The sequence below is a fragment of the Nocardioides luteus genome (assembly GCF_000960475.2).
GTDB classification, from domain to species: Bacteria; Actinomycetota; Actinomycetes; order Propionibacteriales; family Nocardioidaceae; genus Nocardioides; species Nocardioides luteus_A.
Map to the genome: position 1 here is coordinate 16444 of NZ_JZDQ02000016.1, position 25726 is coordinate 42169.

General features: G+C 70.4%; 23 protein-coding genes. 3 read left to right on the forward strand and 20 right to left on the reverse strand.

Annotated elements, in window-relative coordinates; translation table 11 throughout:
• Positions 1-33: 33 nt before the first annotated feature.
• From UG56_RS12650 to UG56_RS12690, 9 genes are all read right to left on the reverse strand, one after another.
• A complete protein-coding gene (locus UG56_RS12650; protein ID WP_040754988.1) occupies positions 34-321 on the reverse strand; it encodes a helix-turn-helix domain-containing protein in 288 nt (95 codons plus the stop codon).
• Between the two features lie 60 nt (positions 322-381).
• On the reverse strand, positions 382-867 hold the full coding sequence (locus UG56_RS12655; protein ID WP_045548557.1) for a CinA family protein: 486 nt from the start codon (positions 865-867) through the stop codon (positions 382-384).
• A 59-nt stretch (positions 868-926) separates the two neighbouring features.
• Complete coding sequence (locus tag UG56_RS12660; RefSeq protein WP_052693498.1) at positions 927-2900, reverse strand: ExeM/NucH family extracellular endonuclease; 1974 nt, start codon at positions 2898-2900, stop codon at positions 927-929.
• A gap of 147 nt (positions 2901-3047) precedes the next feature.
• Complete coding sequence (gene pgsA, locus UG56_RS12665; protein WP_045548566.1) at positions 3048-3683, reverse strand: CDP-diacylglycerol--glycerol-3-phosphate 3-phosphatidyltransferase; 636 nt, start codon at positions 3681-3683, stop codon at positions 3048-3050.
• A 10-nt stretch (positions 3684-3693) separates the two neighbouring features.
• On the reverse strand, positions 3694-5097 hold the full coding sequence (gene rimO, locus UG56_RS12670; RefSeq protein WP_218145213.1) for a 30S ribosomal protein S12 methylthiotransferase RimO: 1404 nt from the start codon (positions 5095-5097) through the stop codon (positions 3694-3696).
• Positions 5098-5224: 127 nt separating this feature from the next.
• Positions 5225-5647: a universal stress protein gene (locus UG56_RS12675; RefSeq protein ID WP_045548555.1), complete on the reverse strand. Its 423-nt coding sequence runs from the start codon at positions 5645-5647 to the stop codon at positions 5225-5227.
• On the reverse strand, positions 5647-7170 hold the full coding sequence (locus UG56_RS12680) for a tripartite tricarboxylate transporter permease (protein WP_045548554.1): 1524 nt from the start codon (positions 7168-7170) through the stop codon (positions 5647-5649). The genes UG56_RS12675 and UG56_RS12680 overlap by 1 nt, the downstream gene beginning before the upstream one ends.
• 10 nt (positions 7171-7180) lie before the next feature.
• Complete coding sequence (locus tag UG56_RS12685) at positions 7181-7705, reverse strand: tripartite tricarboxylate transporter TctB family protein (protein WP_045548553.1); 525 nt, start codon at positions 7703-7705, stop codon at positions 7181-7183.
• Complete coding sequence (locus UG56_RS12690; RefSeq protein WP_256206596.1) at positions 7702-8649, reverse strand: Bug family tripartite tricarboxylate transporter substrate binding protein; 948 nt, start codon at positions 8647-8649, stop codon at positions 7702-7704. The genes UG56_RS12685 and UG56_RS12690 overlap by 4 nt, the downstream gene beginning before the upstream one ends.
• 225 nt (positions 8650-8874) lie before the next feature.
• Between UG56_RS12690 and UG56_RS12695 the strand changes: the two genes are divergently transcribed.
• Positions 8875-10542 (forward strand): sensor histidine kinase, encoded by a 1668-nt coding sequence (locus UG56_RS12695; RefSeq protein WP_045548552.1) that lies wholly within the window; start codon positions 8875-8877, stop codon positions 10540-10542.
• A complete protein-coding gene (locus UG56_RS12700; RefSeq protein ID WP_045548551.1) occupies positions 10539-11261 on the forward strand; it encodes a response regulator in 723 nt (240 codons plus the stop codon). The genes UG56_RS12695 and UG56_RS12700 overlap by 4 nt, the downstream gene beginning before the upstream one ends.
• Positions 11262-11271: 10 nt before the next feature.
• On the opposite strand, the gene UG56_RS12705 is transcribed toward UG56_RS12700, so the two are convergent.
• The 4 genes from UG56_RS12705 to UG56_RS12720 all read right to left on the reverse strand — a co-directional run bounded on the left by UG56_RS12705 (position 11272) and on the right by UG56_RS12720 (position 18584).
• Positions 11272-12288, reverse strand: a complete 1017-nt coding sequence (locus tag UG56_RS12705) for a LacI family DNA-binding transcriptional regulator (protein ID WP_045548550.1) — start codon at positions 12286-12288, stop codon at positions 11272-11274.
• 32 nt (positions 12289-12320) lie between these two features.
• On the reverse strand, positions 12321-13691 hold the full coding sequence (locus tag UG56_RS12710; RefSeq protein WP_045548549.1) for a glycoside hydrolase family 16 protein: 1371 nt from the start codon (positions 13689-13691) through the stop codon (positions 12321-12323).
• A 244-nt stretch (positions 13692-13935) separates the two neighbouring features.
• Positions 13936-15936 carry a helix-turn-helix domain-containing protein gene (locus tag UG56_RS12715; protein ID WP_052693496.1) on the reverse strand — a complete coding sequence of 667 codons (2001 nt, stop codon included), beginning with the start codon at positions 15934-15936 and terminating at the stop codon, positions 13936-13938.
• Positions 15933-18584: a DNA translocase FtsK gene (locus UG56_RS12720; RefSeq protein WP_177191471.1), complete on the reverse strand. Its 2652-nt coding sequence runs from the start codon at positions 18582-18584 to the stop codon at positions 15933-15935. Before UG56_RS12720 ends, UG56_RS12715 begins: the two co-directional genes overlap by 4 nt.
• A 76-nt stretch (positions 18585-18660) precedes the next feature.
• Here UG56_RS12720 and UG56_RS12725 point away from each other — a divergent pair, with 76 nt between their 5' ends.
• Positions 18661-19332, forward strand: a complete 672-nt coding sequence (locus UG56_RS12725) for a lysoplasmalogenase (protein WP_045548548.1) — start codon at positions 18661-18663, stop codon at positions 19330-19332.
• Between the two features lie 100 nt (positions 19333-19432).
• On the opposite strand, the gene UG56_RS12730 is transcribed toward UG56_RS12725, so the two are convergent.
• From UG56_RS12730 to UG56_RS12760, 7 genes are all read right to left on the reverse strand, one after another.
• On the reverse strand, positions 19433-21118 hold the full coding sequence (locus tag UG56_RS12730; protein WP_045548547.1) for a ribonuclease J: 1686 nt from the start codon (positions 21116-21118) through the stop codon (positions 19433-19435).
• Positions 21119-21129: 11 nt separating this feature from the next.
• Complete coding sequence (gene dapA / locus UG56_RS12735) at positions 21130-22017, reverse strand: 4-hydroxy-tetrahydrodipicolinate synthase (protein ID WP_045548546.1); 888 nt, start codon at positions 22015-22017, stop codon at positions 21130-21132.
• Between the two features lie 16 nt (positions 22018-22033).
• Entirely contained in the window at positions 22034-22972 is a 939-nt protein-coding gene (locus UG56_RS12740; RefSeq protein ID WP_045548562.1) for an LLM class F420-dependent oxidoreductase, read from the reverse strand.
• 5 nt (positions 22973-22977) lie between these two features.
• The gene (locus UG56_RS12745; protein ID WP_045548545.1) at positions 22978-23619 is read right to left on the reverse strand and encodes a hypothetical protein; all 642 of its coding nucleotides are present in this window, start codon (positions 23617-23619) and stop codon (positions 22978-22980) included.
• 9 nt (positions 23620-23628) lie between these two features.
• Positions 23629-24273, reverse strand: a complete 645-nt coding sequence (locus UG56_RS12750; RefSeq protein ID WP_052693494.1) for an HAD family hydrolase — start codon at positions 24271-24273, stop codon at positions 23629-23631.
• A 171-nt stretch (positions 24274-24444) separates the two neighbouring features.
• Positions 24445-24903 carry a dihydrofolate reductase gene (locus UG56_RS12755; RefSeq protein ID WP_045548543.1) on the reverse strand — a complete coding sequence of 153 codons (459 nt, stop codon included), beginning with the start codon at positions 24901-24903 and terminating at the stop codon, positions 24445-24447.
• Between the two features lie 22 nt (positions 24904-24925).
• Positions 24926-25720, reverse strand: coding sequence for a thymidylate synthase (locus UG56_RS12760; protein ID WP_045548542.1), 795 nt, complete (start codon positions 25718-25720; stop codon positions 24926-24928).
• Positions 25721-25726: the final 6 nt, after the last annotated feature.

A 25726-nucleotide genomic window follows, 5' to 3' on the forward strand; every position in this document is an offset into this window, starting at 1 on the left:
CCGGCAACGAGAGATCCTCCAGATTGGGGAAGATCAGGCCGCTGCGGCGTCGGCCGCGGCGCGAACAGGCATCCGCAGGATGGTGGCCTCTTCGAGGGCCACGGCGTCGGAGACGTCGCGGAGCACGTCGGAGAGGGCGACATCGAGAGCGCTGCAGAGCGAGGCGAGGAGCTCGGAGGAGGCCTCCTTCTGGCCACGCTCGACCTCGGAGATGTAGCCGAGGCTGACACGCGCCTCTGCGGAGACCTCGCGCAGGGTCATCCCACGCTCGAGCCGCTGGGCACGAAGCACCTCGCCGAGAAGTCGACGGAAGAGCACCATTGCGGTCAGCCTCCTACAGGTCACAAGTCACCGACATCTGGGTGACGTCTGGCTCCAACGCTACCTGACCCTTCGATGTTCCCGCCGAAGTAGTCCGAGTAGTTCATCAACAGCGAACAAACACGTATCACGCTGGATCTCTGCGCGCGAGCCCGACAGCCCGAGACGGGCCGTTGTTTCACCGTGCGGACCGGAAACACCCAGATAGACCGTCCCGACGGGCTTTCCCTCCTGCTCCTCGGGCCCGGCCACCCCCGTGGTCGCGAGCCCGTACGTCGAGCCCGACCGCTCCCGCGCGCCCGCGGCCATCGCCGCGGCGCACTCCGCGGAGACCACCCCGACCGTCTCGATCACCGAGATGGGGACACCCAGCAGGATGTGCTTCAGCTCCGTCGCGTACGTCACGAAACCCCCGCGAAACGTCTTCGACGCTCCCGGCGGGTCGGTGAGCATGGCCGCGAGGCGTCCGGCGGTCAGGGACTCGGCGGTCGCCAGGGTCGCGCCGGCGTCCCGCAGAGCGGCATGGAGATCATCGACTGCTGCCATACGGACAAGGTAGCGGCCCGGTCACCACATCGGTGACCGGGCCGCGCGGGTCGTGTCGCCTACCCCGCCGTGCGCGTCAGCCCGACGACGACCGGGTCGTGGTCGGAGGAGCGGTACGGCGAGTCGGTGTGCAGGTCGGCGCCGGTGTAGTTGTAGCGGCTGTACTCGAGCAGCACGGACTCGCCCGAGTTGATCCCCCAGATGTCGGAGCCGGTGAAGCGGCGCTGGGCGTGCCGGTTGAGGAGCACGTGGTCGAGCGAGCCGGACAGGCCGGAGAAGGAGTAGCTGTACTCCTCGTTGCCGCTCAGCGTCTCGGAGTCGGCGAAGCCGGCCTCGTAGAGGACCTGCATCGGGTCCTCCTGGGTGTAGGAGTTGAAGTCGCCGGCGAGCGCGACGTCGGTGACGCCGGTCTCGGCGCGGATCGAGGAGACCCAGGAGACCAGCGCGGTGGCCTGCCGGACCCGGGACTCGTTGGAGGCACCCTGACCGTCGCCGGTGTCGCCGTCGCCCGGCCACGGACCGGCCGAGCCCTTCGACTTGAAGTGGTTGACCACGAAGAGGAACGGCGCGCCGCCGTCGGCGGGCTTGAAGACCTGCCCGATCGGCTCGCGGGCGTTGCCGAAGGCCTGGTCGTCGCCGCTCTGGTCGCCCAGTGCGCGGGCCTCGCCGATGCGGCGTACGGCCGCGCGCTTGTAGATGATCGCGTTGGTGATCACGTCGGCGCCGGAGGCGTCGGGCAGCTCGGCCGAGGACGGGTTGGCCGTCCAGAGCTTGCGGCCGGCGGCCGCGTTGAGCGCGGCGACCAGCGAGTTGGTCGCCTCGTCGGGGGTCTCGCCCAGGCGCGCGGAGTTCTCGATCTCCATCAGCCCGACGACGTCGGCGTCGAGCGCGTTGATCGCGGAGACGATCTTGGCCTGCTGGCGACCGAAGTCGGCCGGGTCCCAGGCACCGCGCTGGTCGCAGCCGCCGCTGACGCTGTTGCCGTCACCGGAGCGGTCCTTGTAGGCGGTGCAGCCACCGTCACCGACGTTGTCGTCGTCGGCGTCGCCCAGCGTGGTGAAGTAGTTGAGCACGTTGAACGAGGCGATCTTCAGGTCGGCGCGACGGCCGATCTTGCGCTCGTCCGGGGCGTCGCTGCGTACGTTGCCGAAGTCAGCCGGCCACGAAGCCGGGTCCGCAGTGGCGACCTGGGTGGGCTGGAGGCGGTAGGTGGGCGCCGAGGGCGAGCCGCCCTCGGAGAAGATCACCGGGCCGCGGAAGTCGACCGGGGCACCGACCACGACGGGGGCGGTGTTGGACACGTAGGGGATGGTGCGGCTCGTCGGCGGGCGCAGCGTGGTCGAGGAGCCGTCGTCGAGCACGATCCCGCGGGCGGCGTTGTCGGCCCTGACGGCCTCCGCCTCGGCGGACCCGGGCCGGGCCACCTCGGTCGGCTGGAGCAGCGGGTGGTCGCCGTGGGCGAGACCGAGCTCGCCGAAGTTCTCCACGCCGTAGGTGTTGCTGACGGTGACGTCGCCCTGGGGCGCGAAGAGCATCCCCTCCAGCGACTCCCGCTGCGCGTCGGTCGCCGGCCACTGCGAGACGACCGGCTCGATCGTCCCGGTGCCGTCGGTGACGATGTCGGTGGCCGCGGGCACGGACACCTCGGTCAGCCCCACGTACTCGGTCACCGCACCGGTCACCGTCACCGCGTCGCCCGGCTTGACCGTGACGGCACCGGCCGAGCGGGGCTGGTAGACGAAGACCGCATCGGAGGCGTCGTGGGACCCGAGGTCGAGCGACCCGCCGGTGCCGGGGGTCTGGAGGTAGAAGCCGAAGAACCCGCCCGAGGGGTAGGCGGCAGTGACGATGCCGCTGGTCGTGACCGTCTGGCCGACGAGCGGGCTGGTGGTGCCGGTGCCTTGGATGTCGGCGATGGCGACGGCCTCGGCAGCCGTGGCGGCGCGCGCGGTCGGGATGGCGACCGCGCCGATGCCTGCGACGGCGGCCGTCAGGCCGACCATCGAACCGAGCACCTGACGTGCTGAGAACATGGGTGACTCCCCGCGTGTGGAAGGTAGAGGGCGATCGGCGGTCTGCCCGATTCAGCACCGACCGAACGGCGACAATAACGCCGCGTACACCTTCTTCGCGGGGATCTTCGATGAACGTCCGGTAACGGAGTTACAACTACCCGAAATTCAGGATCGGAGCGACGCGCGCTGCTTCCACACGCCCTGGAAGAACTGGAACCCGGACCACATCGTCAGGGCCACCGCGACGGCCAGGCAGATCTGGAAGGCGTAGAAGAGCAGCTCCCACACCAGGGCGTCACCGAAGGCGCCGCCGTGGGCCGAACCGTGCGGCAGCGGCAGCAGCAGACCGCCGAGCGCGACGGCCTGGACGGTGGTCTTGATCTTGCCGAGCTGGTCGGCCGCGATCACGATCCGCTTCAGCACCGAGAGCCGCAGCAGCGTGACGCTCCACTCGCGCAGCAGCACGATGACGGTCACCCACCACCAGATGTCACCGACGATCGAGAGCCCGATGAAGGCCATCCCGGTGACCGCCTTGTCGGCGATCGGGTCGGCGATCTTGCCGAAGTCGGTGACCAGGTTGTGCTTGCGGGCCAGGTCGCCGTCGATCTTGTCGGTGATCATCGCCAGCGCGAAGATCACGAAGGAGACCCATCGCAGGGTCGGGTTGTCACCGCCGTCGGCGAGCAGCGCCCACGCGAAGAACGGCACCGCGATGATCCGCAGCGTGGTCAGCGCGTTGGGGATGTTCCAGTTGCTGGTCTTGACGACGGCGTCGGCATTCTGCGGCTGCTCGTTCACGGGCTGCACCCTAACCGTTCACCGAGGCGACCAGGTCAACGCCTTCGGAGGCGATGACCGTGGCGGTCACGAGATCACCCGGACGTACGCCCTCGACGTCGCCCTCGAGGGAGGTCATCCCGTCCACCTCGGGACCCTGGTGGGCGGCCCGGCCGAGGATCTCGCCGTCGGCGACCTCCTCGACGAGCACGACGACCTGCTCCCCGATCCGCTCCTCGGCCCGCTGGGCGGTGAGCTCCTCGACGAGCTCGTTGACGTGCTCGACGCGGGCACGGATCTCGTCCTCGTCCAGCTTGAGCGAGTCGTCGAAGCCGGCGGCCTCGGTGCCCTCCTCGTCGGAGTAGCCGAAGACGCCGGTGACGTCCATCCGGGCGGCGACCAGGAAGTCGGTGAGGATCTCGAGGTCCTCCTCGGTCTCGCCGGGGAAGCCGACGATGACGTTGGACCGTACGCCGGCCTCGGGCGCATAGCCGCGGATCTGCTCGAGCAGGCCCAGGAAGCTCTCCGGGTCGCCGAACCGCTTCATCCGCCGCAGCACGGCGTTGGAGGCGTGCTGGAAGCTCAGGTCGAAGTAGGGGGTCACCCCCGGCGTGGTGCCGATGACCTTCAGCAGGTCGGGCCGGGTCTCGGCGGGCTGCAGGTAGGAGACGCGTACGCGCTCGATGCCGTCGATGCCGGCGAGCTCGGGAAGGAGCGTCTCGAGCAGCCGGATGTCGCCGAGGTCCTTGCCGTAGGAGGTGGAGTTCTCCGAGACCAGGAAGAGCTCCTTGACGCCCTGCTGGGCCAGCCACTGGGCCTCGTGGAGCACGTCGGAGGGGCGCCGCGAGACGAACGAGCCACGGAACTGCGGGATCGCGCAGAAGGTGCAGCGGCGGTCACAGCCCGAGGCGAGCTTCAGCGGCGCCCACGGGGCGTCGTCGAGCCGCGTACGTCCCGCGAAACCGGGCACCTGGTCGACGGCCGCCATGCCGGGGACCGAGATGGCGGAGGCGTCGCGCTCGACCGGGGAGATCGGGAGCAGCAGGCGCCGGTCCTGGGGCGTGTGCGGGTGGTGGGTCTCGCCGCTGAGGATGGAGCGGAGCTTGGCGGCGATGTCGGGGTAGTCGTCGAAGCCGAGCACCGCGTCGGCCTCGGGGAGCTCGGCGGCCAGGTCCTTGCCGTAGCGCTCGGCCATGCAGCCGACCGCGACGACCGCCTGGGCCTTCCCCGTCTCCTTGAGGTCGGCGGCCTCGAGCAGCGTGTCGACCGAGTCCTTCTTGGCCTGCTCGACGAACCCGCAGGTGTTCACGACCACCGTGTCGGCCTCGTCCGGGTCGGCGACCAGGCGGAAGCCCCCGGCGGTCAGCCGGCCGGCGAGCTCCTCGGAGTCCACCTCGTTGCGGGTGCACCCGAGGGTCACCATGGCGACCGACACGAGCGGCTGGTCGGCCTGCTGATCGGTCGGAGCGGTCTCGGCGGAGGGTTCGGTGGCAGTGCTCATCACCGTGAAGTATGACGGGCACACGCCCCGGACACCGAACCCTCGCGCCGGACCGGAGGGTTCAGTCGGGGACCGAGCCCGGCTTGACGGACAGAACCGGGCAGGCCGCGCCGAGCAGGATCCGCTGGGCGACGCTGCCCATCAGCAGCTTGCCCACCGGCGTACGCCGCCGCAGACCGACCACGATCAGCCGGGCGTCGAGCTGCTCGGCGGCGTCGAGGACCGCGCCGGCGACGTCCGGGTCGATGGACTGCCGGACCTCGTGGGGCCGGCCGGAGTCGGTGAGCCGGCGCTCGAGCTCGCCGAGCTGCTCCTCGAAGGCGAAGCGCTCGTCGACCAGGGCGTCGCCCCGGGAGGCGTTGACGACCACGACGCCACGGTCACGGCGCTCGGCGTCGGCGAGCGCCCAGTCCAGCGCGACCGCGCCGTAGACGTCGGGCGCCCAGGCCACGACGACCCAGCCACCTGCGGGAGTCTCACTCATCAGTCCACCAGCTCCTTCTCTTCCTCGACGACGGCCGACTGCTCGGCCCGTGCCCGGGCCCGGGCGATGAACGGCCGGCCCAGCATGAACAACGCGATCAGGACGTAGATGACCACCGCCAGCGGCTCGCTCAGCAACCCACCGTAGTCACCGCCCGAGATCGTCAGCGCCTCGCGCAGCTTGCTCTCCATCAGCGGTCCCAGGATGACGCCCAGGATCAGCGGCAGCACCGGCAGGCCGAAGCGGCGCATCAGCAGCCCGAGCAGGCCGAACGCGACCAGCAGCCCGATGTCGAACGGGTCCAGGTTGGTGGCGTACGCACCCAGGCAGGCGAAGAAGAGGATGCCCGCGTAGAGCTGCGGCCGCGGGATCCGCAGCAGCCGGGCCCACAGCGGCGCCAGCGGCAGGTTGAGCACCAGCAGCAGGGTGTTGCCGATCAAGAGGCTGGCCAGCAGCGTCCACACCAGGTCGGCGTGGTCGGTCATCAGCTGCGGCCCCGGGGTGATGCCGTAGCCCTGGAGCGCGGAGAGCATCACCGAGGCGGTGGCGGTCACCGGCAGGCCGAGGGCGAGCATCGGCACGAACATGCCGGCGGCCGAGGCGTTGTTGGCCGCCTCCGGACCGGCGACGCCCTCGATGGCGCCGCGGCCGAAGTCACCGCGCTTGGAGAGCTTCCGCTCGGTCAGGTAGGAGAGGAAGGTGGGGATCTCGGCGCCACCCGCGGGCAGCGCGCCGAACGGGAACCCGAAGGCGGTGCCGCGCAGCCACGGCTTCCACGAGCGGCCCCAGTCCTCGCGTCCCATCCACGGGCGCCCGACGGGGATCACGTGGGTCGGCTTCCGGCGCAGGTGGGCGGCGACCCACAGGGCCTCACCGAGAGCGAAGATGCCGACCGCGACGACCACGATGTCGAGCCGGTCGACGAGCTGGGTGACCCCGAAGGTGAGCCGCGGCTGGCCGGTGTTGAGGTCGAGACCGACCAGGCCGATGGTGAGGCCGAGGAACAGCGCGGCGAACCCGCGCAGCGCCGAGGTGCCGAGCACCGTCGTGGTCATGACCAGCGCCAGGACCATCAGCGCGAAGTACGACGGCGCACCCAGGTCGACGGCCACGTCGGCCAGTGCCGGCGAGAAGAAGGCCACCAGGATCGTGCCGATGGTGCCGGCGACGAACGAGCCGACCGCGGCGGTGGCCAACGCCTGCGCGCCACGCCCCGCCCGGGCCATCCGGTTGCCCTCCAGCGCCGTCATCACCGAGGCGGACTCCCCCGGTGTGTTCAGCAGGATCGAGGTGGTGGATCCGCCGTACATGCCGCCGTAGTAGAGACCGGCGAACATGATGAACGCGCTGGTCGGCTCGAGCCGGTACGTCACGGGCAGCAGCAGCGCGATGGCCATCGCCGGCCCGATGCCGGGGAGCACGCCGACGAAGGTGCCCAGCAGCACGCCGATGGCGGCGTAGAGCAGGTTCATCGGGGTCAGGGCGGACTCGAGTCCGCCCATGAGCAGTTCGAAGTTCTCCATCAGTCAGTCCTCACAGGATCCCGTCGAGTACGCCAGGGGTGAGCGGGATGCCCAGACCGACGTAGAAGGCGTACCAGCTGCCGATCGCCAGGACGAGCCCGACGATCACGTCGCGCACGAACGTCCGGCTGCCGAGGGCCCAGGCGGCGCCGGCGAACAGCACCGCGCCGGAGATCGCCCAGCCGAGCAGGTTCACGGTGGCGACCGTGAACAGCAGCACCGCGACCAGCTTGAGGACCGTGACCCAGTCGGCCGAGGAGCTCAGGTCGACGTCCTCGCCCTCCTCGGGCTCCGGCTGGGAGCCGCGCGCGGTGGCGACGGCGAGCAGCGCACCGACGACGACGAGGCCCGCACCGATGACGTACGGGAAGACGCGGGGGCCGACCGGGTCGGCGAAGCCGACCTCGAGGCCGGCGGCGTCGACGACGGTGTAGATCCCGACGAGGATCATGAACGCGGCCAGGCCGTACTGGCCGACGTCGATCCGGCGGCGACCGGGCTCGGTCGCGGCCGGTTGCGTTTCGTGGACGCTCACAGCAGATCCAGCTCCTTCAGGGTCGTCGCGACGCGCTTGTCCTGCTCGACGAGCAGGTCGTGGAAGTCGTCGCCGGTCACGAAGGCGTCGGTCCAGCCGTTGTCCTTCAACGCCTGCTGCCACTGCTTCGAGTCGTGCATGCGGGTGAGCAGGTCGATCAGCTCCTGGCGCCGCTCGTCGCTGATCCCCGGCGGAGCGAGGATGCCGCGCCAGTTGAGGAAGACCAGGTCGATGCCGCTCTCGGTGAGCGTGGGCGCGTCCGCGAAGACGCCGGTGCCGCGCTCGTCGCCGGAGACCGCGAGGACGCGCAGCTCCCCGGCCTCCACCTGGCCCTCGAACTCGGCGAGACCGGAGAAGCCGACCTCGATCTTGTGACCCAGCAGCGCGCTGGTGAGCGGGCCGCCACCGTCGTAGGGGACGTACTTGACCTCCTTGGGGTCGATGCCGGCGGCCTTGGCCAGCTGCATCGGGAAGAGGTGGTCGGGGCCGCCGGGCGAGGACCCGCCGCCGACGACGACGGAATCGGGGTCCGCCGACCAGGCCTTGACCAGGTCGTCGATCGTCTTGAAGGGCGAGTCGGCCGGGACCAGCACACCCTCCTGCTCCTCGATGAGCTGCGCGATCGGGGTGGCGTCCTGCGGGCGGGCGTCCACACCGAAGGAGTACGTCGAGCCGACCACGCCCAGACCGATGGTCATGAGCAGGTTGCCGTTGCCCTCCTCGCTCATCAGGCGGGACATCGCCACGGAGCCGCCGGCGCCCAGGATGTTGGTGACCTGGATGTCGCCGCCGGTCAGGTTGTCGCGGTCCAGGACGCCCACGGCCGCCCGGCCGGTCTGGTCGTAGCCACCGCCGGGGCTGTTCGGGATCCACATGTCGAGGTCGCGGGACTCCTCGCCACGGGTCACGCCACAGGCGGATGCCACCGCGAGCAGGCAGGTCACGAGCACGACGGTCAGGGCGCGGGTACGGCGTATGCTCGCTGCCCGACGCGATCGCCGCTGCTGCTGTTGCGGCGGAAGCGGCGGCCGGCTCGGATCGGGCGGGGACTGCGATGTCGGCGTCGACAACGTCTGGCCTCCAGACTCAGGAATGAAACGGTCAGTGGCGATGGTCACAGCCCAGGGTGACCCCCGTCACCGTTCGGCAACCAAAGGAGGTTGTGTAACTTGCGGTCACAGGGATCGCGCCGCCACCTCTCGCTGGCCGGCCAGGTGCTGCTGCTGCAGCTCTCGGTGCTGCTGCTCGTCGTCGTGGCGACCAGCATCGTGTCACTGCGGCAGAGCGACGCGGACTTCCGCGACTCCCGTGAGGACCGGCTGCGCGCCGCCGCGGAGAGCCTGGCCGGGATCGCCGCGGTCCAGGACGGGCTGACCAGCGAACCCGACCGGCAGGCGCTGGGCTTCTACCTGCAGACCCGCGCCGCGGACGCGGGCGCCGACACCGCCTACCTCACCGGGCTCGACGGCACGATCCTCGTCGCCACCGACCCCACCCGGGTCGGTGAGACCCTGGCCCTCGGCCGGAGCGAGACGACTCGCGCCTGGTCCGGCGACATCGTCGACGCCGGCCGCCGGGCGATCGCCGCCCAGGTGCCGGTCTACGGCGGCGGCACGACGGGGACCGATCCGCAGGCACCGCATCCGGTCGGCGTGGTCGTGGTGACCGAGGACTACCCGCCTCTCACCGAGCGCCTCGCCCGCACCTGGGCCGACGCGGTGACCGTGCTGCTGGCCGGTCTCGCGCTCGCGCTGCTCGGGTCATGGCTGCTGGCGCGGCTGATCAAGCGGCGTACGCGTGGGCTGGAGCCCCGCGACATCGCCGCCCTCGCCGACCACCGTGAGGGCCTGCTGCGCTCGATCCGCGAGGGGGTGCTGGCCGTCGGCGCCGACGGCCGGGTCAGCCTGATGAGCGACAGCGCCCGGGACCTGCTCGGGCTGACCGCGGACCCGACCGGGCGCCGGCTCGACGAGCTGGACCTGCCCACCGAGACCCTCGCCCTGCTCAGCGGCTCCGAGGAGGTGCACGACGCGCCGCTGGTGGCCGGCGAGCGGGTGCTCGTGCTCAACCGCAACCGCGTCCACCACGCCGGCCGACCCGCCGGCACCGTCACCACGCTGCGCGACCGCACCGAGCTGGTGGCCCTGCAGAGCGAGCTCAACGCCCGCGAGAGCGTCACCGAGACCCTGCGCGCACAGACCCACGAGTTCAGCAACCAGCTGCACACCATCACCGGGCTGCTGGAGCTGGAGGAGTATGCCGAGGTCGGCCGTTTCGTCACCGGGCTGACCGCACGCCGGGCGGCCCTGAGCGACCACATCACCTCGCGGATCGACGACCCCGCGGTGGCCGCCCTGCTCATCGCGAAGGCCAGCCTGGCCGCCGAGCGGCGGGTCAGCATCGACCTGGACGCCACCAGCTCGCTGCCCCGGCTCACGCCCGACGGCTCCGCCGACGTGGTGACCGTGCTCGGCAACCTGGTCGACAACGCCGTCGACGCCGCCGCGCTGGTGGGGCCGCTCGACGGCCGGGTCGGCGTACGGCTGACGGCCGCGGGGCAGACCGTGACCGTACGCGTCTCCGACACCGGCGGCGGGGTGCCCGCCGAGCGGCTGCCCGAGATCTTCCGGCGCGGCTTCAGCACGAAGCCGCGCGACGCCAGCGGACGTGGCGTGGGGCTCGCGCTGGTGCAGCTGGTGTGCCGCACGCGCGGCGGCGAGGTCGAGGTGGAGAATAGCGGGTCGGAGGAGCGCCCCGGAGCCGTCTTCATCGCCACCCTGCCGGGCGCCGTCCCTCTCGCCCCACCCACCACCACTGCCCCTGAGGAGGCCCGATGACGTCCACACCGGAGCTGACCGTGCTCGTGGTCGAGGACGACTTCATGGTGGCCTCGATCCACACCCGCTTCGTGGAGCGCGTCGAGGGGTTCCGGGTCGTCGGCGTGGCCGCGACCGGTGGGCAGGCGCTCGAGGAGACCGCCCGCCTCTCCCCCGACGTGCTCCTGCTCGACGTACACCTCCCCGACTTCAGCGGCATCGAGCTGCTGCGCCGGCTGCGCGGGCGAGGCGACGACGTCGACGTCATCGTCATCACCGCCGCCCGCGAGGCCGACACGGTGCGGGCCGCCGCGGCCGGCGGCGCGGCGCACTACGTGGTCAAGCCGTTCCCGTTCGAGGACCTGGCCGCCCGGCTCGACGACGTACGCCGCTCCCGCGAGGCGCTCGCCCGGATCGGGCAGCGGGCCGAGGGCTCCGAGGGTACCGAGCACCGCGACGAGGTCCAGGCCGGGATAGACGAGGTCTTCAGCCACCAGGGTGCCCGTGAGGCCCGCGAGCGGCTCCCGAAGGGGCTCAGCGCCGAGACCGCCCGGGCCGTCCTGGCCGCGCTGCAGAGTGCCGGCGAGCTCAGCGCCACCGAGTGCGCCGACGCGATCGGGGTCTCGCGGGTGAGCGCCCGCCGCTATCTCGAGCACTTCGCGAGCACGGGCCGGATCGGCGTACGTCTCAACTACGGCACCGCCGGGCGCCCCGAACGCCGCTACCGCGCCACGCCTTAGGACGCCGCGCTCAGGCGGACTCGCGGACCACCAGATGCGTCGGGAGCACCACGGACGCCTCGACCTCCTCCCCCGCCACCAGGCGGAGGATCTGCTCGGCGAGGCGGGTGCCGATCTCGTGGATCGGCTGGTGGACCGTCGTCAGCGGCGGGTCGGTGAACCGGGCCGCCTCGACGTCGTCGAACCCGATCACCGCCACGTCGTCGGGGACCCGGCGGCCGAGCCGCCGCAGCGTACGCAGGGCGCCGTCGGCCATCAGGTCGGAGGCCGCGAAGACGCCGTCGATGTCGGGATCACGCTCCAGCAGCCGCTCCATGGCGTCGATCCCGGACTGGCGCATGAAGTCACCCTCCTCGACCAGCGGCACGGCTCCCGGCAGCGCCTCGAGACCGGAGAGGTAGCCGGCCAGCCGCTCGCGCCCGGCGACCATGTCCTGCGGCCCGGCGATCGTCGCGATCCGGCGCCGGCCGAGGCCGACGAGGTGGCGCATCGCCGCCTCCACCCCGCTGGCGTGCTCGACGTCGATGTAGGGCACCGTGGCCTCGCCCAGCGGCCGCCCGCTGGTCACGACCGGGACGCCTGCCGCCCGCAGCTCCTCGGGCAGGGTGTCGGCGCCGTGCATCGAGGCCAGCACGACGCCGTCGACGGTGCGCCCGTGGACGTAGCGCAGGATACGGTCGTGGCTCGACTGCGTCGAGGCGAGCAGCAGGACGAGCTGCTTGTCGGCCTTCTCCAGCACCTCGCCGACACCCCGGATGACACCTGGGAAGAAGGCGTCGTCGGAGAAGACCCGGGTGGCGGACTCGGGCAGGATCAGCGCGATGGAGTCCGTACGCTGCGTCACCAGGCTCCGCGCCGCCGGGTTCGGCACGTAGCCGAGGTCGGCGATGGCCCGGCGGATGCTCTCGGCGACGTCGGGGCGCACCGTCGTGGAGCCGTTGACGACGCGCGAGACGGTCGCTCGCGAGGCCCCGGCCGCCCGGGCCACCGTCTCCAGCGTCGGCCGGCCGGCCGGGGTCTCGTTCATGAGTGGAACCTATCGCCTCCGGGCGCCGCCGGTCACCGAGAGAAGGTGAACCAGTTGACGTTGACGAAGTCGGCGGGCTGGCCGCTGGTGAAGCGCAGGAACACCGTGTGCGTGCCGGTCACGCCGCTGATGCTGCCCGGGACCGTACGCCAGCTCTGCCAGCCTCCGGTGTTGGCCACCGAGAAGCTGCCGATCGGGGCGTTGTTCACGTTGTCGAGGCGTACCTCGACCAGACCGCTGACCCCAGCCGCCGCACCGGAGGCGACCCGGGCGGAGAAGGTGTGGGCAGCGCTCGAGCCGAAGTTCACGCCGTCATAGCGCAACCAGTCGCCGTTCGCGAGGTAGCCGACGTCCTGGCCGCCGCCGGTGTCGGTGGTCGCCTCGGTCTGGGTGCCGCTCTGGGCGTCGTAGGACTCGGCCTGGATGGTCGAGTAGGCGTCGCGGTTCCCCGAGGTGGGCGGGTCGGTCGGTTCGGTGGTGCCGCCGCCCTTGGAGTAGACCGCGACGTAGTCCACCAGCATCGGCACCCCGGAGGCGGTCGCCGAGGTGGGGTTGCCGGGCCAGCCGCCACCGACCGCGACGTTGAGGATGATGAAGAAGCCATGGTTGGTCGCGTTGTTCCAGGTGGTCGCGTCGACCTGGTCCGAGCGGACCGTGTGGTAGAGCGTGTTGTCGACGTAGAACCGGATCTGCTGCGGGCTGGTGCTGCGGTCCCACTCCATCGCATAGGTGTGGAACGACGACTGACAGGTCGAGCCCGGGCAGCCCTGGATGGTCCCGCCGAGGCCTGTGGTCTCGTTGCACGGGCCTCCGGGCGAGGTGCCGCAGTGCAGCGTGCCCCAGACCTGGTTGGCGCCGTTGACGTTCTCCATGATGTCGATCTCGCCGATCCCCGGCCAGTTCCAGTAGTTGCCGCGGAACGGCTCACCCAGCATCCAGAACGCCGGCCAGATGCCCTGGGCGGCCGCGCCGGTGACGTTCGGCATCTGGAGGCGGCTCTCGACGCGGAGCACGCCGCCCGACGGCGGCTGGAAGTCGGTCCGGGTGGTCTCGATACGGCCGGAGGTCCAGTTGCCGGCGCTGTCGCGGATCGGCTTGATGGCGAGGTTGCCGTTGCCGTCCTGGTAGACGTTCTGGGTGCTGTCGGAGTGGTACGCGATCTCGCCGGTGCCCCAGTTGGCGGCGCCGCCGGGGTAGGAGTGGCCGATGTCGTAGATCCAGTTGTTGGTGTTGATCCGCGACCCGGCCGCACCGGTGAAGTCGTCGCTCCACACCTTGGTCCAGCCCGCCGGAGTGCCCGGCTCCGAGGCCTGCGACGCCTGGCCGAACGATGTCAGCGGGATCGCCACGGCGACCACGCCGGCCGCGATGGCCGCGGCCCCCAATGCCTTGAGACTTCTCATGTTGACTCGCTTTCCGAATGAACGAGCGTCGAGTCCTGTCGACTCGTGAGAGCGCTCTCTCGGGTGTCATGGTGACAGGGACGGTGTGACCGGTGTCACCAAACGACGAACTCTTTAAGATCCCGTGCCGAGTCGGCTCGTCCTGACCAAGACCAGCGCCGAGTCGGCCCGTCATGACGAGCCGACTCGGCGGGAAATCTCGTCAGAACGAGCCGACTCGGCGGGTCTGACGCGGGGTGCGCTGCTAGTTGGCGGTGTAGGTGCGCTGGGCGGCCTCGCCGGTCTTTCCGAGGGCGCGGGACTTGCCGTCCCCGACGGCGACCTTGAGGGAGCCGTCGGAGGTCTGGACGCGCAGCGGCGGGGTGACCTGGAGCTGCTTCGACTCACCGAAGGCGAGGTCGCCGCTGAAGACGACCTTGCCGCGGGAGTCGCGCACGACCACGTGAGCAGCGCCGCCGGCGGCGGAGATGGTCACCGGAACCGGCGAGGACTTGCCGTAGGGGCTGTCGGTGCCGGCCGAGCCGTCGAGCTGGATCGCCCCGGCCTCGGGCTCGTGCTGGGTGCCGTCGATGACCAGCCGGGCGACCGACCAGACCAGGATGACCGCCATCACCGCGGCGACCAGGACCGACCAGGACGGCCCGCCACGCATCCGGCGGACCGGGCGGATCGCCGCGCTGTGGGCGAGCTCGGCCTCGAAGACGGCACGAGGGCTGACCGGGCCGGAGGCGTACTTCTCGTCGTAGGTGCGCAGCAGCGGCGCGACCTCGATGCCCAGGACACGCGCCAGCGTGCGCAGGTGGCCGCGGGCGTAGAAGTCGCCGCCGCAGGGGCCGAAGTCGTCGACCTCGATCGCCTCGATGACGTGCGGACGGATCCGCGTCCACTCGGCCAGGCCGTCCATGTCCAGGGCGAGCCGGCGGCGGGCCGCGGCGATCTCGGCACCGATCTCCGGAACCTTGGTCGGCACGACCTCGGTGACCTGGTCGTCGGCACCGTCGATCGAGAGCGCCTTCACGCCCTCGCCGGGCTCGCCGAGCGTACGCACGCCCTCGGGCTCCGGGTCCTCGGCCGCCTCGCTGGCAACCGGATCCGCGACCTCGACATCCGCGTCGGCCTCGAGGGCGGACTCGATCTCCGCCGGGTCGAGCTGGAGGGCGTTCGCGCCGTGGACGGCGATGGTCTCCTGCGGCTCCTCGGGGACGTAGCGTACGTCCACCCGGACCGCCGTCGAGGGCTCGCGCAGCGGCGCGACCGGCTCCGCCTTCGCCTCGCTCTTCGCGGGCTCGGGGTCGGCCTTCGGCGTCGTCTCGTCCTGCTCCGTGTCCCGATCCACCTGGTCCTGCCCCGCCTCGTCCGCCACGTCTGCGGCATTGATATCAGGCTCGTCCAAGACCCGGAGCATCCGGGGGTTGGTGTCTCCGGCCTGCTGCGCCAGGGGCGGGCGGATCGCGGTGTCACCGTCGTCCACGCGACCGCCGACGACGCGGTCGACGTCCTCGTCGGCGGCCTCGGCAGCGGCCTCGGCAGCGGCCTCGGCGGTGCCTTCGTCGGTGTTCTCGTGGGCGTCGGACTCTGGTTCCTCGGCGTCGAGCGCGGGATCGATCTCGACGACCTCGACCCCGTCGGCGGCGACGATGGCGATGGCCTCCGTGACGTCGTCACCGGCACCCAGGACGCGGGTGGAGAGGCCCAGCGGGAGCGAGAACGGGAGGCCGTAGAGGCGCTCGGTGAGCATCGCCTGGCGCCGCGCGGTCGGCGAGAGCTCGTCGAGCATCGCCTCCTCGTCGTGCAGCAGGACGCCGATACGGCCGTCCTTCCAGAACCGCTCGATGCCCTCCGGGCGCGGGGTGTGCTCGACGGACTCGATCTTCGACCAGGGGATGCCCTGCCAGGTCTGGCCGAAGCGGAGGCGTACGCCCTGCTCGTCCACCAGCAGCAGCGGCATCCGGGAGTCCCAGGCCGTCCAGCCCTGCACCGCCGCGACGACGAGCAGGATCAGGCCGACCAGGTAGCCCTCGATGCCGCCGCGCAGCACGAAGGCGAGACCGACCAGCAGCGACGCGAGCGCCACCACGAGCGCGAGGCGGCCGTTGCGGCGTACCTCGACGACGTCGACGTCATGAGACTCATGGGCCTCAGCAGACTGAGCAGGCTCCACAGACTCGTCAGGCTCGACAGAGTCGGTGGCCTCGGCGGTGGCGGCAGGGTCGACGGTCTCGACCGCCGGTGATTTCTCGCTCACATCTCCCCCTGGATCGTTGCGATGACGCCGTCGATCTCGTCCGGCTTGACGAGTACGTCGCGTGCCTTGGAGCCCTCGGAGGGACCGACCACGCCGCGCGACTCGAGGATATCCATCAGGCGGCCGGCCTTGGCGAACCCGACCCGCAGCTTGCGCTGCAGCATCGAGGTCGACCCGAACTGGGTCGAGACGATCAGCTCGATCGCCTGGATGACCAGGTCCATGTCGTCGCCGATGTCGTCGTCGAGGACCCGCTTCGACTCCGCCGGGGCGGTCACGTCGTCGCGGTAGGACGGCTCGAGCTGGCCCTTGACCGACTTCACGACCGCGTTGATCTCCGACTCGGAGACCCACGAGCCCTGCACACGGATCGGCTTGGAGGAGCCCATCGGCAGGAACAGCCCGTCACCCTGACCGACCAGCTTCTCCGCACCGGGCTGGTCGAGGATGACGCGCGAGTCGGCCAGCGACGAGGTCGCGAACGCGAGCCGTGAGGGCACGTTGGCCTTGATCAGACCCGTGACGACGTCGACCGAGGGCCGCTGCGTGGCCAGCACCAGGTGGATACCGGCCGCGCGGGCCAGCTGGGTGATGCGTACGACCGCATCCTCCACGTCGCGCGGGGCGACCATCATCAGGTCGGCGAGCTCGTCGACGATGACCAGCAGGTAGGGGTAGGGAGACAGGACCCGCTCGGAGTCGGGCGGGACCTGCACCTTCCCGGCCCGGACGGCCTTGTTGAAGTCGTCGACGTGACGGAAGCCGAAGTTGGCCAGGTCGTCGTAGCGCATGTCCATCTCGCGTACGACCCAGGCCAGCGCCTCGGCGGCCTTCTTCGGGTTCGTGATGATCGGCGTGATCAGGTGCGGCACGCCCTCGTAGGAGTTCAGCTCGACCCGCTTGGGGTCGACCATGATCATCCGCACCTCGTCGGGCGTGGCCCGCATCAGCACCGAGGTGATCATCGAGTTGATGAAGGACGACTTACCCGAGCCGGTCGCACCCGCGACCAGCAGGTGCGGCATCTTGGCGAGGTTGGCGACCACGAAGCCGCCCTCGACGTCCTTGCCGACGCCGGTGACCATCGGGTGGTGGTCGCCGCGCGCGGCGTTGGAGCGGAGCACGTCACCGAGGGTGACGATCTCCTTGTCGGAGTTGGGGATCTCGACGCCGACCGCGGACTTGCCGGGGATCGGCGAGAGGATGCGTACGTCGGCGGAGGCCACCGCGTAGGCGATGTTCTTCTGGATCCCGGTGATCTTCTCGACCTTGACCCCGGCGCCGAGCTCGACGACGTAGCGGGTCACCGTCGGGCCACGGGTGTAGCCGGTGACCGCGGCGTCGATGTTGAACTCCTCCAGCACCGCCTGGAGCCGGCTGACGATGTCGTCGGAGGCCTTGGAGCGTGCCTTGTGCGGCGAGCCCGGCTTGAGCAGGTCGCTGCCCGGGAGCGTGTAGGCGACGTCGCCGGCGAGCATCAGCTGCTCGACGCGCTGGGGCAGCTCGGCGTGCGGCGGCGGCTCGAGGTCGCGCTTCTGGCCAGGCTTCGGCGAGGACTCGGAGACGGCCGGCATGAGGCCCGCGGCGTCGCTGGGCACCGCCTCGTCCGGCTGGGTGTCGGCGTCGGTGTCCTCGTCGAGGGCGAGCGCGATGTCGAGCCCGTCCTTCTTCCGCTTCTTCTTCGGCTTCTCCTCCTCGAGGAGAGGCGTCTCGTAGGGCTCGAAGCCCTCCGGGTCGAAGGTGTCGTCGTCGGCGAAGAGCTTGCCGCTGCGGCGGACCCGCCGGATGTTGGTGCCGCTCTCGCTCAGCTCCTCGGGCGGCGTCAGGCCGAGCGCCCGGTCGCGCAGCGCCACCAGCCGGCTCGGCACCTGGTAGAGCGGCGTCCCGGTGATGACCAGGACCCCGAAGACGACGAGGAGGGACAGGAGTACGACGACGACGGCCGTCGAGCGCAGCACATCGAGCAGCAGGCTGGCCACGACGTAGCCGATCGCGCCGCCGGCCCACTGCAGCTCGCTGCTGTCGCCGGAGGTGGGCTGCGGGTTGCCGTTGGCGATCTGGACGATGCCGAGCGTCGCCATCAGGAACGCGGACCAGCCGATCGCCAGCCGGCCGACCGGGGCGGCGTTGACCGGGTCGCGCATCAGCCGGCCGCCGGCGAAGACGAGCCCGACCGGCACCAGCCAGCCGATCTTGCCGACGACGCCGGCCACGGCGATGCGGACGACGTCGAAGAACTGCCCGCCGAGCTGGAACCAGACGCCGGCGGCGACGAGGACGGCGAGGCCGATCAGGAACAGGCCGGCGCCGTCACGCCGGTGCTCCGGCTCGAGGTCGCTGGCCGCCTGGCCACCGACACGGAAGACGGCCGCCACTCCCCCGGCGATCGCCAGCCACAGGCTCGCGATGGTCGAGAAGATGGCGTCGAAGAGGACCGCGATCGGGCTGGGCCCGCTGCGTACGGCACGGGGTGGCGTACGGTTCGTCGTCTTCTTCTTGGCGGCAGGGCGGCGTTTGGCCGGCGTTGCCTTGGAGCGAGCCCGGCTCGTGGCCGTTGCTCGCTTTGTCGTGGTCGTACTCCGGGGACGGGTGCTCTTGGTGGTGGTCGAGCTCCGCGAACCCGGCGGGGAAGACGTACGGGTCGCCATACAAGCAGGGTATTTGACCAAGCGGCCTGGCTCCGGGACCCCATGGGGGTGTGTTGCAGCGGTGTAGTTTGCCGCCATGCAGAGCCTGACAGTCCTCGTCGCCCTCCTCACCGCCGCCGACGCCGCGGCCGACTGGACCCTGGTCTGGCTGTCCTGGGGCCGGCGCCGCTACCTGACCAAGCCGCTGGTGATGGTCGGCCTGATCGCGCTGACGGTGCTCGTCGGGCTCGTCGGGTCGAGCGGGGACGGCGACCCGGCCGCGTGGTGGCTGGTCGCGGCGCTCTTCTTCGGGATGCTCGGCGACATCTCCATGAACGGGCCCTCCACGCGGCACTTCCTCGGCGGCGTCGGGTTCTTCTTCGTCGGCCACCTGGCGTACGCCGTGACCTTCCTCAGCCTCGGCCTGGACGCCCCCGCGTGGTCCTGGGCCGGTCTTGCGGTCGCGTTGGTACTGGGGCTCCCGATGCGCCGCGTCCTGGGCGGTGCCGTGCAGATGGGCGGCCGGCCGATGGCCGCCGCCCTGGTGGCGTACTCCCTGGTGATCAGCGCCATGCTCGTGCTCGGCTGGCTGACCGGCAGCGTCTGGGTCGCTGCCGGTGCGCTGATCTTCGTCGTCAGCGACACGCTCATCGGGCTCAACCTGGCCGAGCACGGCAACCAGCCGCCGCGCCTGACCAACCTGGCGATCATGGTGACCTACCACGTCGGCCAGGCGCTGATCACGGCTGGAGTGCTGCTGGCGCTGTGAATGCCGACCGAGGTAACTCGGTCGAGTGTCGCTTCCTTCGTGGAGTTCCACGAGGGAGGTGGGCGTTCACCGAGTTACCTCGGTGAACATCCGCCCCCACTCAGGCCTCAATAACCACCGGAATGATCATCGGGCGGCGACGATGGGTGCTGGAGACCCAGCGGCCGAACGTACGCCGGATGGCCTGCTGCAGCTGGTAGGTGTCGGTCGCGCCCTCGGAGATGGCGCGGTTGACCGCCTTGACGATCGGTTGCTTGATCGGGTCGAAGGCGTTCTCGGGCCAGACGTGGCCGCGGGCGTGGATCTCGGGTCCGCTCGACACCACCCCGTTGACGGAGTCGACCACGACGATGATCGAGACGAAGCCCTCCTCGGAGAGGATCCGGCGGTCCTTGAGCTCGGACTCGGTGACGTCGCCGACGGTGGTGCCGTCGACGAAGACGTAGCCGCACTCGACCTTGCCGGCGATCTCGGCCTTGCCGTCGATGAGGTCGACGACGACGCCGTCCTCGGCGTAGACGACGCTCTCCACACCGGTCTGGCGGGCCAGGTCGCCGTTCGCGAGCAGGTGGCGCACCTCGCCGTGGACGGGCATGACGTTGCGCGGCCGGACGATGTTGTAGCAGTAGAGCAGCTCGCCGGCGCTGGCGTGGCCGGAGACGTGCACCAGGGCGTTGCCCTTGTGGACCACGTTGGCGCCGAGGCGGGCCAGGCCGTTGATCACCCGGTAGACCGAGTTCTCGTTGCCCGGGATCAGGCTGCTCGCGAGAAGGACGGTGTCGCCCGGCTCGATGTGCACGAAGTTGTGGGTGCCGTTGGCGATCCGCGACAGCGCCGACATCGGCTCGCCCTGCGAGCCGGTGGAGACCATCACGACGCGCTCCGGCGGCAGCTCGGCGAGCTCCTTGGCGTCGACGATCACGTCCTCGGGCACGTGCAGGTAGCCGAGGTCGGAGGCGATCTGCATGTTGCGGACCATCGACCGACCGACGTACGCCACCTTGCGCCCGTGTGCGACGGCACTGTCGAGCACCTGCTGGACGCGGTGCACGTGGGAGGCGAAGCAGGCCACGATGATGCGCTGGTCGGACTCGCGGAAGACCTGCTCGATCGCGGGGGCGATCTTCTTCTCGGCGGTCGTGAAGCCGGGCACCTCGGCGTTGGTCGAGTCGGTGAGGAACAGGTCCACACCCTCCTCGCCGAGCCGGGCGAAGGCGCGCAGGTCGGTGATCCGGCCGTCCAGCGGCAGCTGGTCCATCTTGAAGTCGCCGGTGTGCAGCACCAGTCCGGCACCGGTGCGGATCGCGACCGCGAGCGCGTCCGGGATGGAGTGGTTGACGGCGACGAACTCGAGCTCGAACGGCCCGAAGGTGATCGTGTCGCCCTCGCGTACCTTGTGCTGGACGGTCTCGCGCAGGCGGTGCTCGCGCAGCTTGGAGCCGAGCAGGGCCAGGGTCAGCTCGGAGCCGACCAGCGGGATGTCCTGACGCTCACGGAGCAGGTAGGGGGTCGCGCCGATGTGGTCCTCGTGACCGTGGGTCAGGACCAGCGCCTCGACGTCTGCGAGACGGCCACGGATCGGACCGAAGTCGGGCAGGATCAGGTCGACGCCGGGCTGCTGCTCCTCGGGGAAGAGCACGCCGCAGTCGACGATCAGCAGTCGGCCGTCGTACTCGAAGACGGTCATGTTGCGGCCGACCTCGCCGAGGCCACCGAGAGGGGTGACCCGCAGGCCGCCCTTGGGGAGCTTGCCGGGTTCGGTCAGCTCCGGGTGTGGGTGTGACAAAGGCATTCCTTCTAGAGAAGGCCAGAGGCCTCCAGCCCGGCTCGCAGCGCCTCGACCTCGTCGTCGTCGAGCGCCACCAGCGGCCCTCGTACGTTGCGGTTGTCGATCACGCCGGTCAGCTCGAGAGCGGCCTTGGCAGTGGTGGCTCCGTAGTTCGGGACGCCCATGATGGCGTCGATCGCGGGGAGCATCCGCGCATAGGTCTTGCGGGCGGTCTCGATGTCGCTCGCCGCGAAGGCGTCGATCATCGTCCGCGTCTGGTCGCCGAGCACGTGGGCGGCGACGCTGATCACGCCGACGGCGCCGTGCGCCAGCCAGGCGAGGGTGAGCGCGTCGTCACCGGAGTAGAGCGAGTAGCCGAGGTCGAGCAGGCGGGTGCCGCGCGGGAAGTCGCCGGCAGCCTCCTTGACCGCGACGACGGTGTCCCAGGTGATCGCCTCGCGATAGGTGTCGAGGGTGATCGGGGAGCCGGTGCGGCCGGGGACGTCGTAGAGGATGACCGGGGTGTCGGTCGCGGAGGCGACGGTGCGGAAGTGCTCGCGGATGCCGCGCTCGCCCGGCTTGTTGTAGTAGGGCGTCACCAGGAGCAGGCCGTCCGCGCCGATCGACGCGGCCTGCTTGGCCAGCTGCAGGGTGGTGCGGGTGTCGTTGGTGCCGATGCCGGCCACGATCTTCGCGCGGTCGCCGACGGCGTCCTTGACCGCGGCCAGGATCTCGCCGTCCTCGGCCGGGGTGGTGGTCGGCGACTCGCCCGTGGTGCCGGAGACGACGATGCCGTCGTGGCCGTGATCGACCAGGTGCTTGGCGACTTTCTGGGTCTGCTCCAGGTCGACCGAGCCGTCGTCGTTGAAGATCGTGACGAGTGCTGAGAGCACGGTGCCGAAGGGAGCATCAGTCATGGCGTACAGACTATCGTCAGACGCGCGGCAGGACCTCGTCGGCTACGAGGGCGAGATGGTCGAGGTCGCCCAGGTCGAGCACCTGCAGATAGATCCGGCTGGCGCCGGCGTCCTCGAACCGCTTGATCTTGGCGACCAGCTCGTCGGGGGTGCCGGCCAGGCCGTTCTCACGCAGCTCGGACGGCTCGCGTCCGATCGCCTGCGCCCGGCGCGCGATCTCGTCCTCGTCGCGACCGACGCAGAGGACCTGCGCGGCCGAGAAGATCATCGAGTCGTCACGGCCGGCCGCCTCGATGAACCGACCGACGTTCTCGAAGAGAGCCTGGGACTCCTCGACGGAGACGAACGCGGCGTTGAACTCGTCGGCGAAGGTCGCGGCCAGGGTCGGCGTACGCTTCTTGCCGCCGCCGCCCACGATCACCGGGATCGAGCCGGCGTGGCCGCGGGTCTGGACCGGCTTGGGCAAACCCGGGCTCTCCTTGATCGAGTAGTGCTTGCCCTCGAAGCTGAAGGTCTCCCCCGGCTCGGTCGCCCACAGCCCGGTGATGATCTCCAGCTGCTCCTCGAGCCGGTCGAACCGCTCCCCCAGGGTCGGGAACGGGATCCCGTACGCCTCGTGCTCCTCCTCGAACCAGCCCGCACCCAGGCCGAGCTCGACCCGGCCGTCGGACATGTCGTCGACGTTGGCGGCCTGGATGGCCAGGACCCCGGGGAGGCGGAAGGTCGCGGAGGTGACCAGGGTGCCGAGGCGGATCGTGCTGGTGTCACGGGCCAGGCCGGCGAGCGTCGTCCAGGCGTCGCTCGGCCCGGGCAGCCCGTCGACCGACCCCATCTTCAGGTAGTGGTCGGAGCGGAAGAACGCTCCGAACCCGAGCTCCTCGGCCTTCTGGGCGACCGCGAGGATGTCGGCGTAGGACGCCCCCTGCTGGGGCTCGGTGAAGATGCGCAGCTCCATGGTCTTCACTCTAGAGGTGGGCTGAAGAGCGTGCGTGCGAGGGCTCTGTGACGTGCCGTGGAGTAGAGCGTCCGGTGCTCGCGCTCGGCCTCGACCTGCTCCGGGTAGTAGACGCTCAAGGGGTCGGCTCGGGGTGGCGTGGTCACCGGCGCGCCCCAGATCGTCCAGGTCGGGCCGTTCTCGATCGGGAGCCACGTACGGTCGAATTCGGAGGACCATTCCCCCGGCGGCTCGAGGCGCAGGTCTGCCCCGTCGAGGCCGACGAGGTCGGCGGTGAAGACCGCCCAGGCTCCGAGCGTCGCCACGAGCGGCATCGGCTTCCGGGCGTCGATCTGGAACGCGGTCAGCAGCGGCAGGCGCCAGCCGGACGCGATCACCGCCGCCTGCTCCACCCATGTGCCGCTCAGGTCGACTGGCCGCTGCCTGCCGACGCGGACGATGAACGGCTGCCAGCGGTCGAGCGACTCGTCGGGACACCGCGGTCGAGCCAGCAGCTCGTCGAGGCCCTCCTCGTCGTAGAAGTGGGCCGATCCGACCCGGTGACGTGGCCCCGCCAGGCCCGCGCGCAGCACGCGCTTCGCCTGGTTCTCGCCCAGGAGGTGAACCCTGGCGAGCCGGGCTACGGCGTCTTGCGTGGAGATCCACATGGGACGAACCTAAGCGTGAGCACCGACATCGATGATGTGCGATGCCGCTGCCGCGACCGAGTCGACGACCAGGTCCGGTCGAAACCCCGCAGGATCGGATCCGTCACCGATCCAAGCGGTTCTCAGTCCGACTGCAGCTCCACCAGCGACATCCAGCTCGAGGCTGTCACCGATCATCCAACCCTCGAGCGTACAGCCGAGCCTGGTGGCGAGCGACTCGAAGATCGCGGGATGTGGTTTCCGGACACCGACCGTGTCGGACACGACCCATCCGTCGACGAGCGCATCGAGCCCGGTCGGGCGAATCTTGCCCTCTTGGTTGTCGGCCATGCCGTTGGTCACGATGCCGATCGTCCAACCTGCTTCTTTGAGGTCGATGAGGGCGCGCCGATCATCGTCGGAAACGGCGACGAACGACGGCATCTTCGAGCGATGGTCCAGCCAGATCTCGTCGGCTGCCGCAGGCACCCCGAGCCGCTCGACGAGCGCACCGAATACCTCCCCCTTGGGTCGACGCGCCGTCAGCGCCTCGGCAACGGTGTCGACCTCCCCAGCCGGGAGGCCCCACGCTTGGACGAAGTCGTTCGACCATCGTCTCGCTGCGGACGCTTGATCGACCAAGGTTCCGTCGAGATCCAAGGCGACGAGGGGCACGGTCGGAAACCTTAGGTCTGGATGACCCATGGCGGGAACAACGAATCACCCTTCGCTATGACAGAGGGTCCGAGCTTGTGAACAGTTCACAAGCTCGGACCCTCTGTCATAGCGGACTGCAGGGTGTCCTGCCCGGTGGAATCAACGGCGCTTGCCCAGGACAGCGCGGGCTCAGTCGGCGCGGGCGAAGAAGACGCGGTCGTACGCCTCGTGCGGCTCTCGCTTCGTCTCGACCCACTCCGCCTCGTCGTAGGCCGGGTAGAGGACGTCACCGACCGGCTCGAGATGGACGCGGGTGATGACCTGCTCGGTGGCGTACGGGAGAGCGGCCTCGTAGACCTGCGCGCCGCCGGCGATGACGGTGTCGCCCTGCTCCCCCGCGGCGATGGCGAGAGCCGACTCGATGTCGTGGGCGACCAGGACGCCGTCGTACGCCCAGTTCTTGTCGCGGGTCAGGACGACGGTCGTACGGCCCGGCAACGGCCGACCGATGGACTCGAAGGTGGTGCGGCCCATGACGAGAGTGTGGCCCATCGTGATCGCCTTGAACTCGGCCTGCTCACCGGGGATCTTCCAGGGGATGTCGGGCCCGTTGCCGATGACTCCGTTGTCGGCAACGGCGGCGACCATGACGACGCGCTCCGACCCTGCCTCAGACGGCAATGGGGGCCTTGATGACGGGGTGGGGGTCGTAGCCCTCCACCGTGATGTCCTCGAGCTCGAAGGCGTCGATGTCCTTGACCTCCGGGTTGAGCCGCAGCCTCGGCAGCGGCCGCGGCTCGCGGGTGAGCTGGAGGCGGGCCTGCTCGAGGTGGTTGCTGTAGAGGTGGGCGTCGCCGAGGGTGTGCACGAACTCACCCGGCTCCAGGCCGGTCACCTGGGCGACCATGTGGGTGAGCAGGGCGTAGGAGGCGATGTTGAACGGCACTCCGAGGAACACGTCGGCGGAGCGCTGGTAGAGCTGGAGGCTCAGCTTGCCGTCGGCGACGTAGAACTGGCACAGCGTGTGACAGGGCGGCAGCGCCATGTCGTCGATGTCGGCCGGGTTCCAGGCGCTGATCACGTGACGGCGGCTGTCCGGGTCCTGCTTGATCTGGTCGATGATCCGGGCGATCTGGTCGACGTGGCGGCCGTCGGGCGCGGGCCAGGAGCGCCACTGGTAGCCGTAGACCGGGCCCAGGTCGCCGTTCTCGTCGGCCCACTCGTCCCAGATCGTGATGCCGCGCTCCTGGAGCCAGCGCACGTTGGTGTCGCCGCGCAGGAACCACAGCAGCTCACCGAAGACCGACCGGGTGTGGACCTTCTTCGTGGTCAGCAGCGGGAAACCCTCGGCCAGGTCGTAGCGGGTCTGGTGACCGAAGACGCTGATCGTGCCCGTCCCGGTGCGGTCGGACTTCTCCACGCCCTCGTCGAGGATGCGGGTCAACAGATCAAGATAGGACTGCACGGCTCC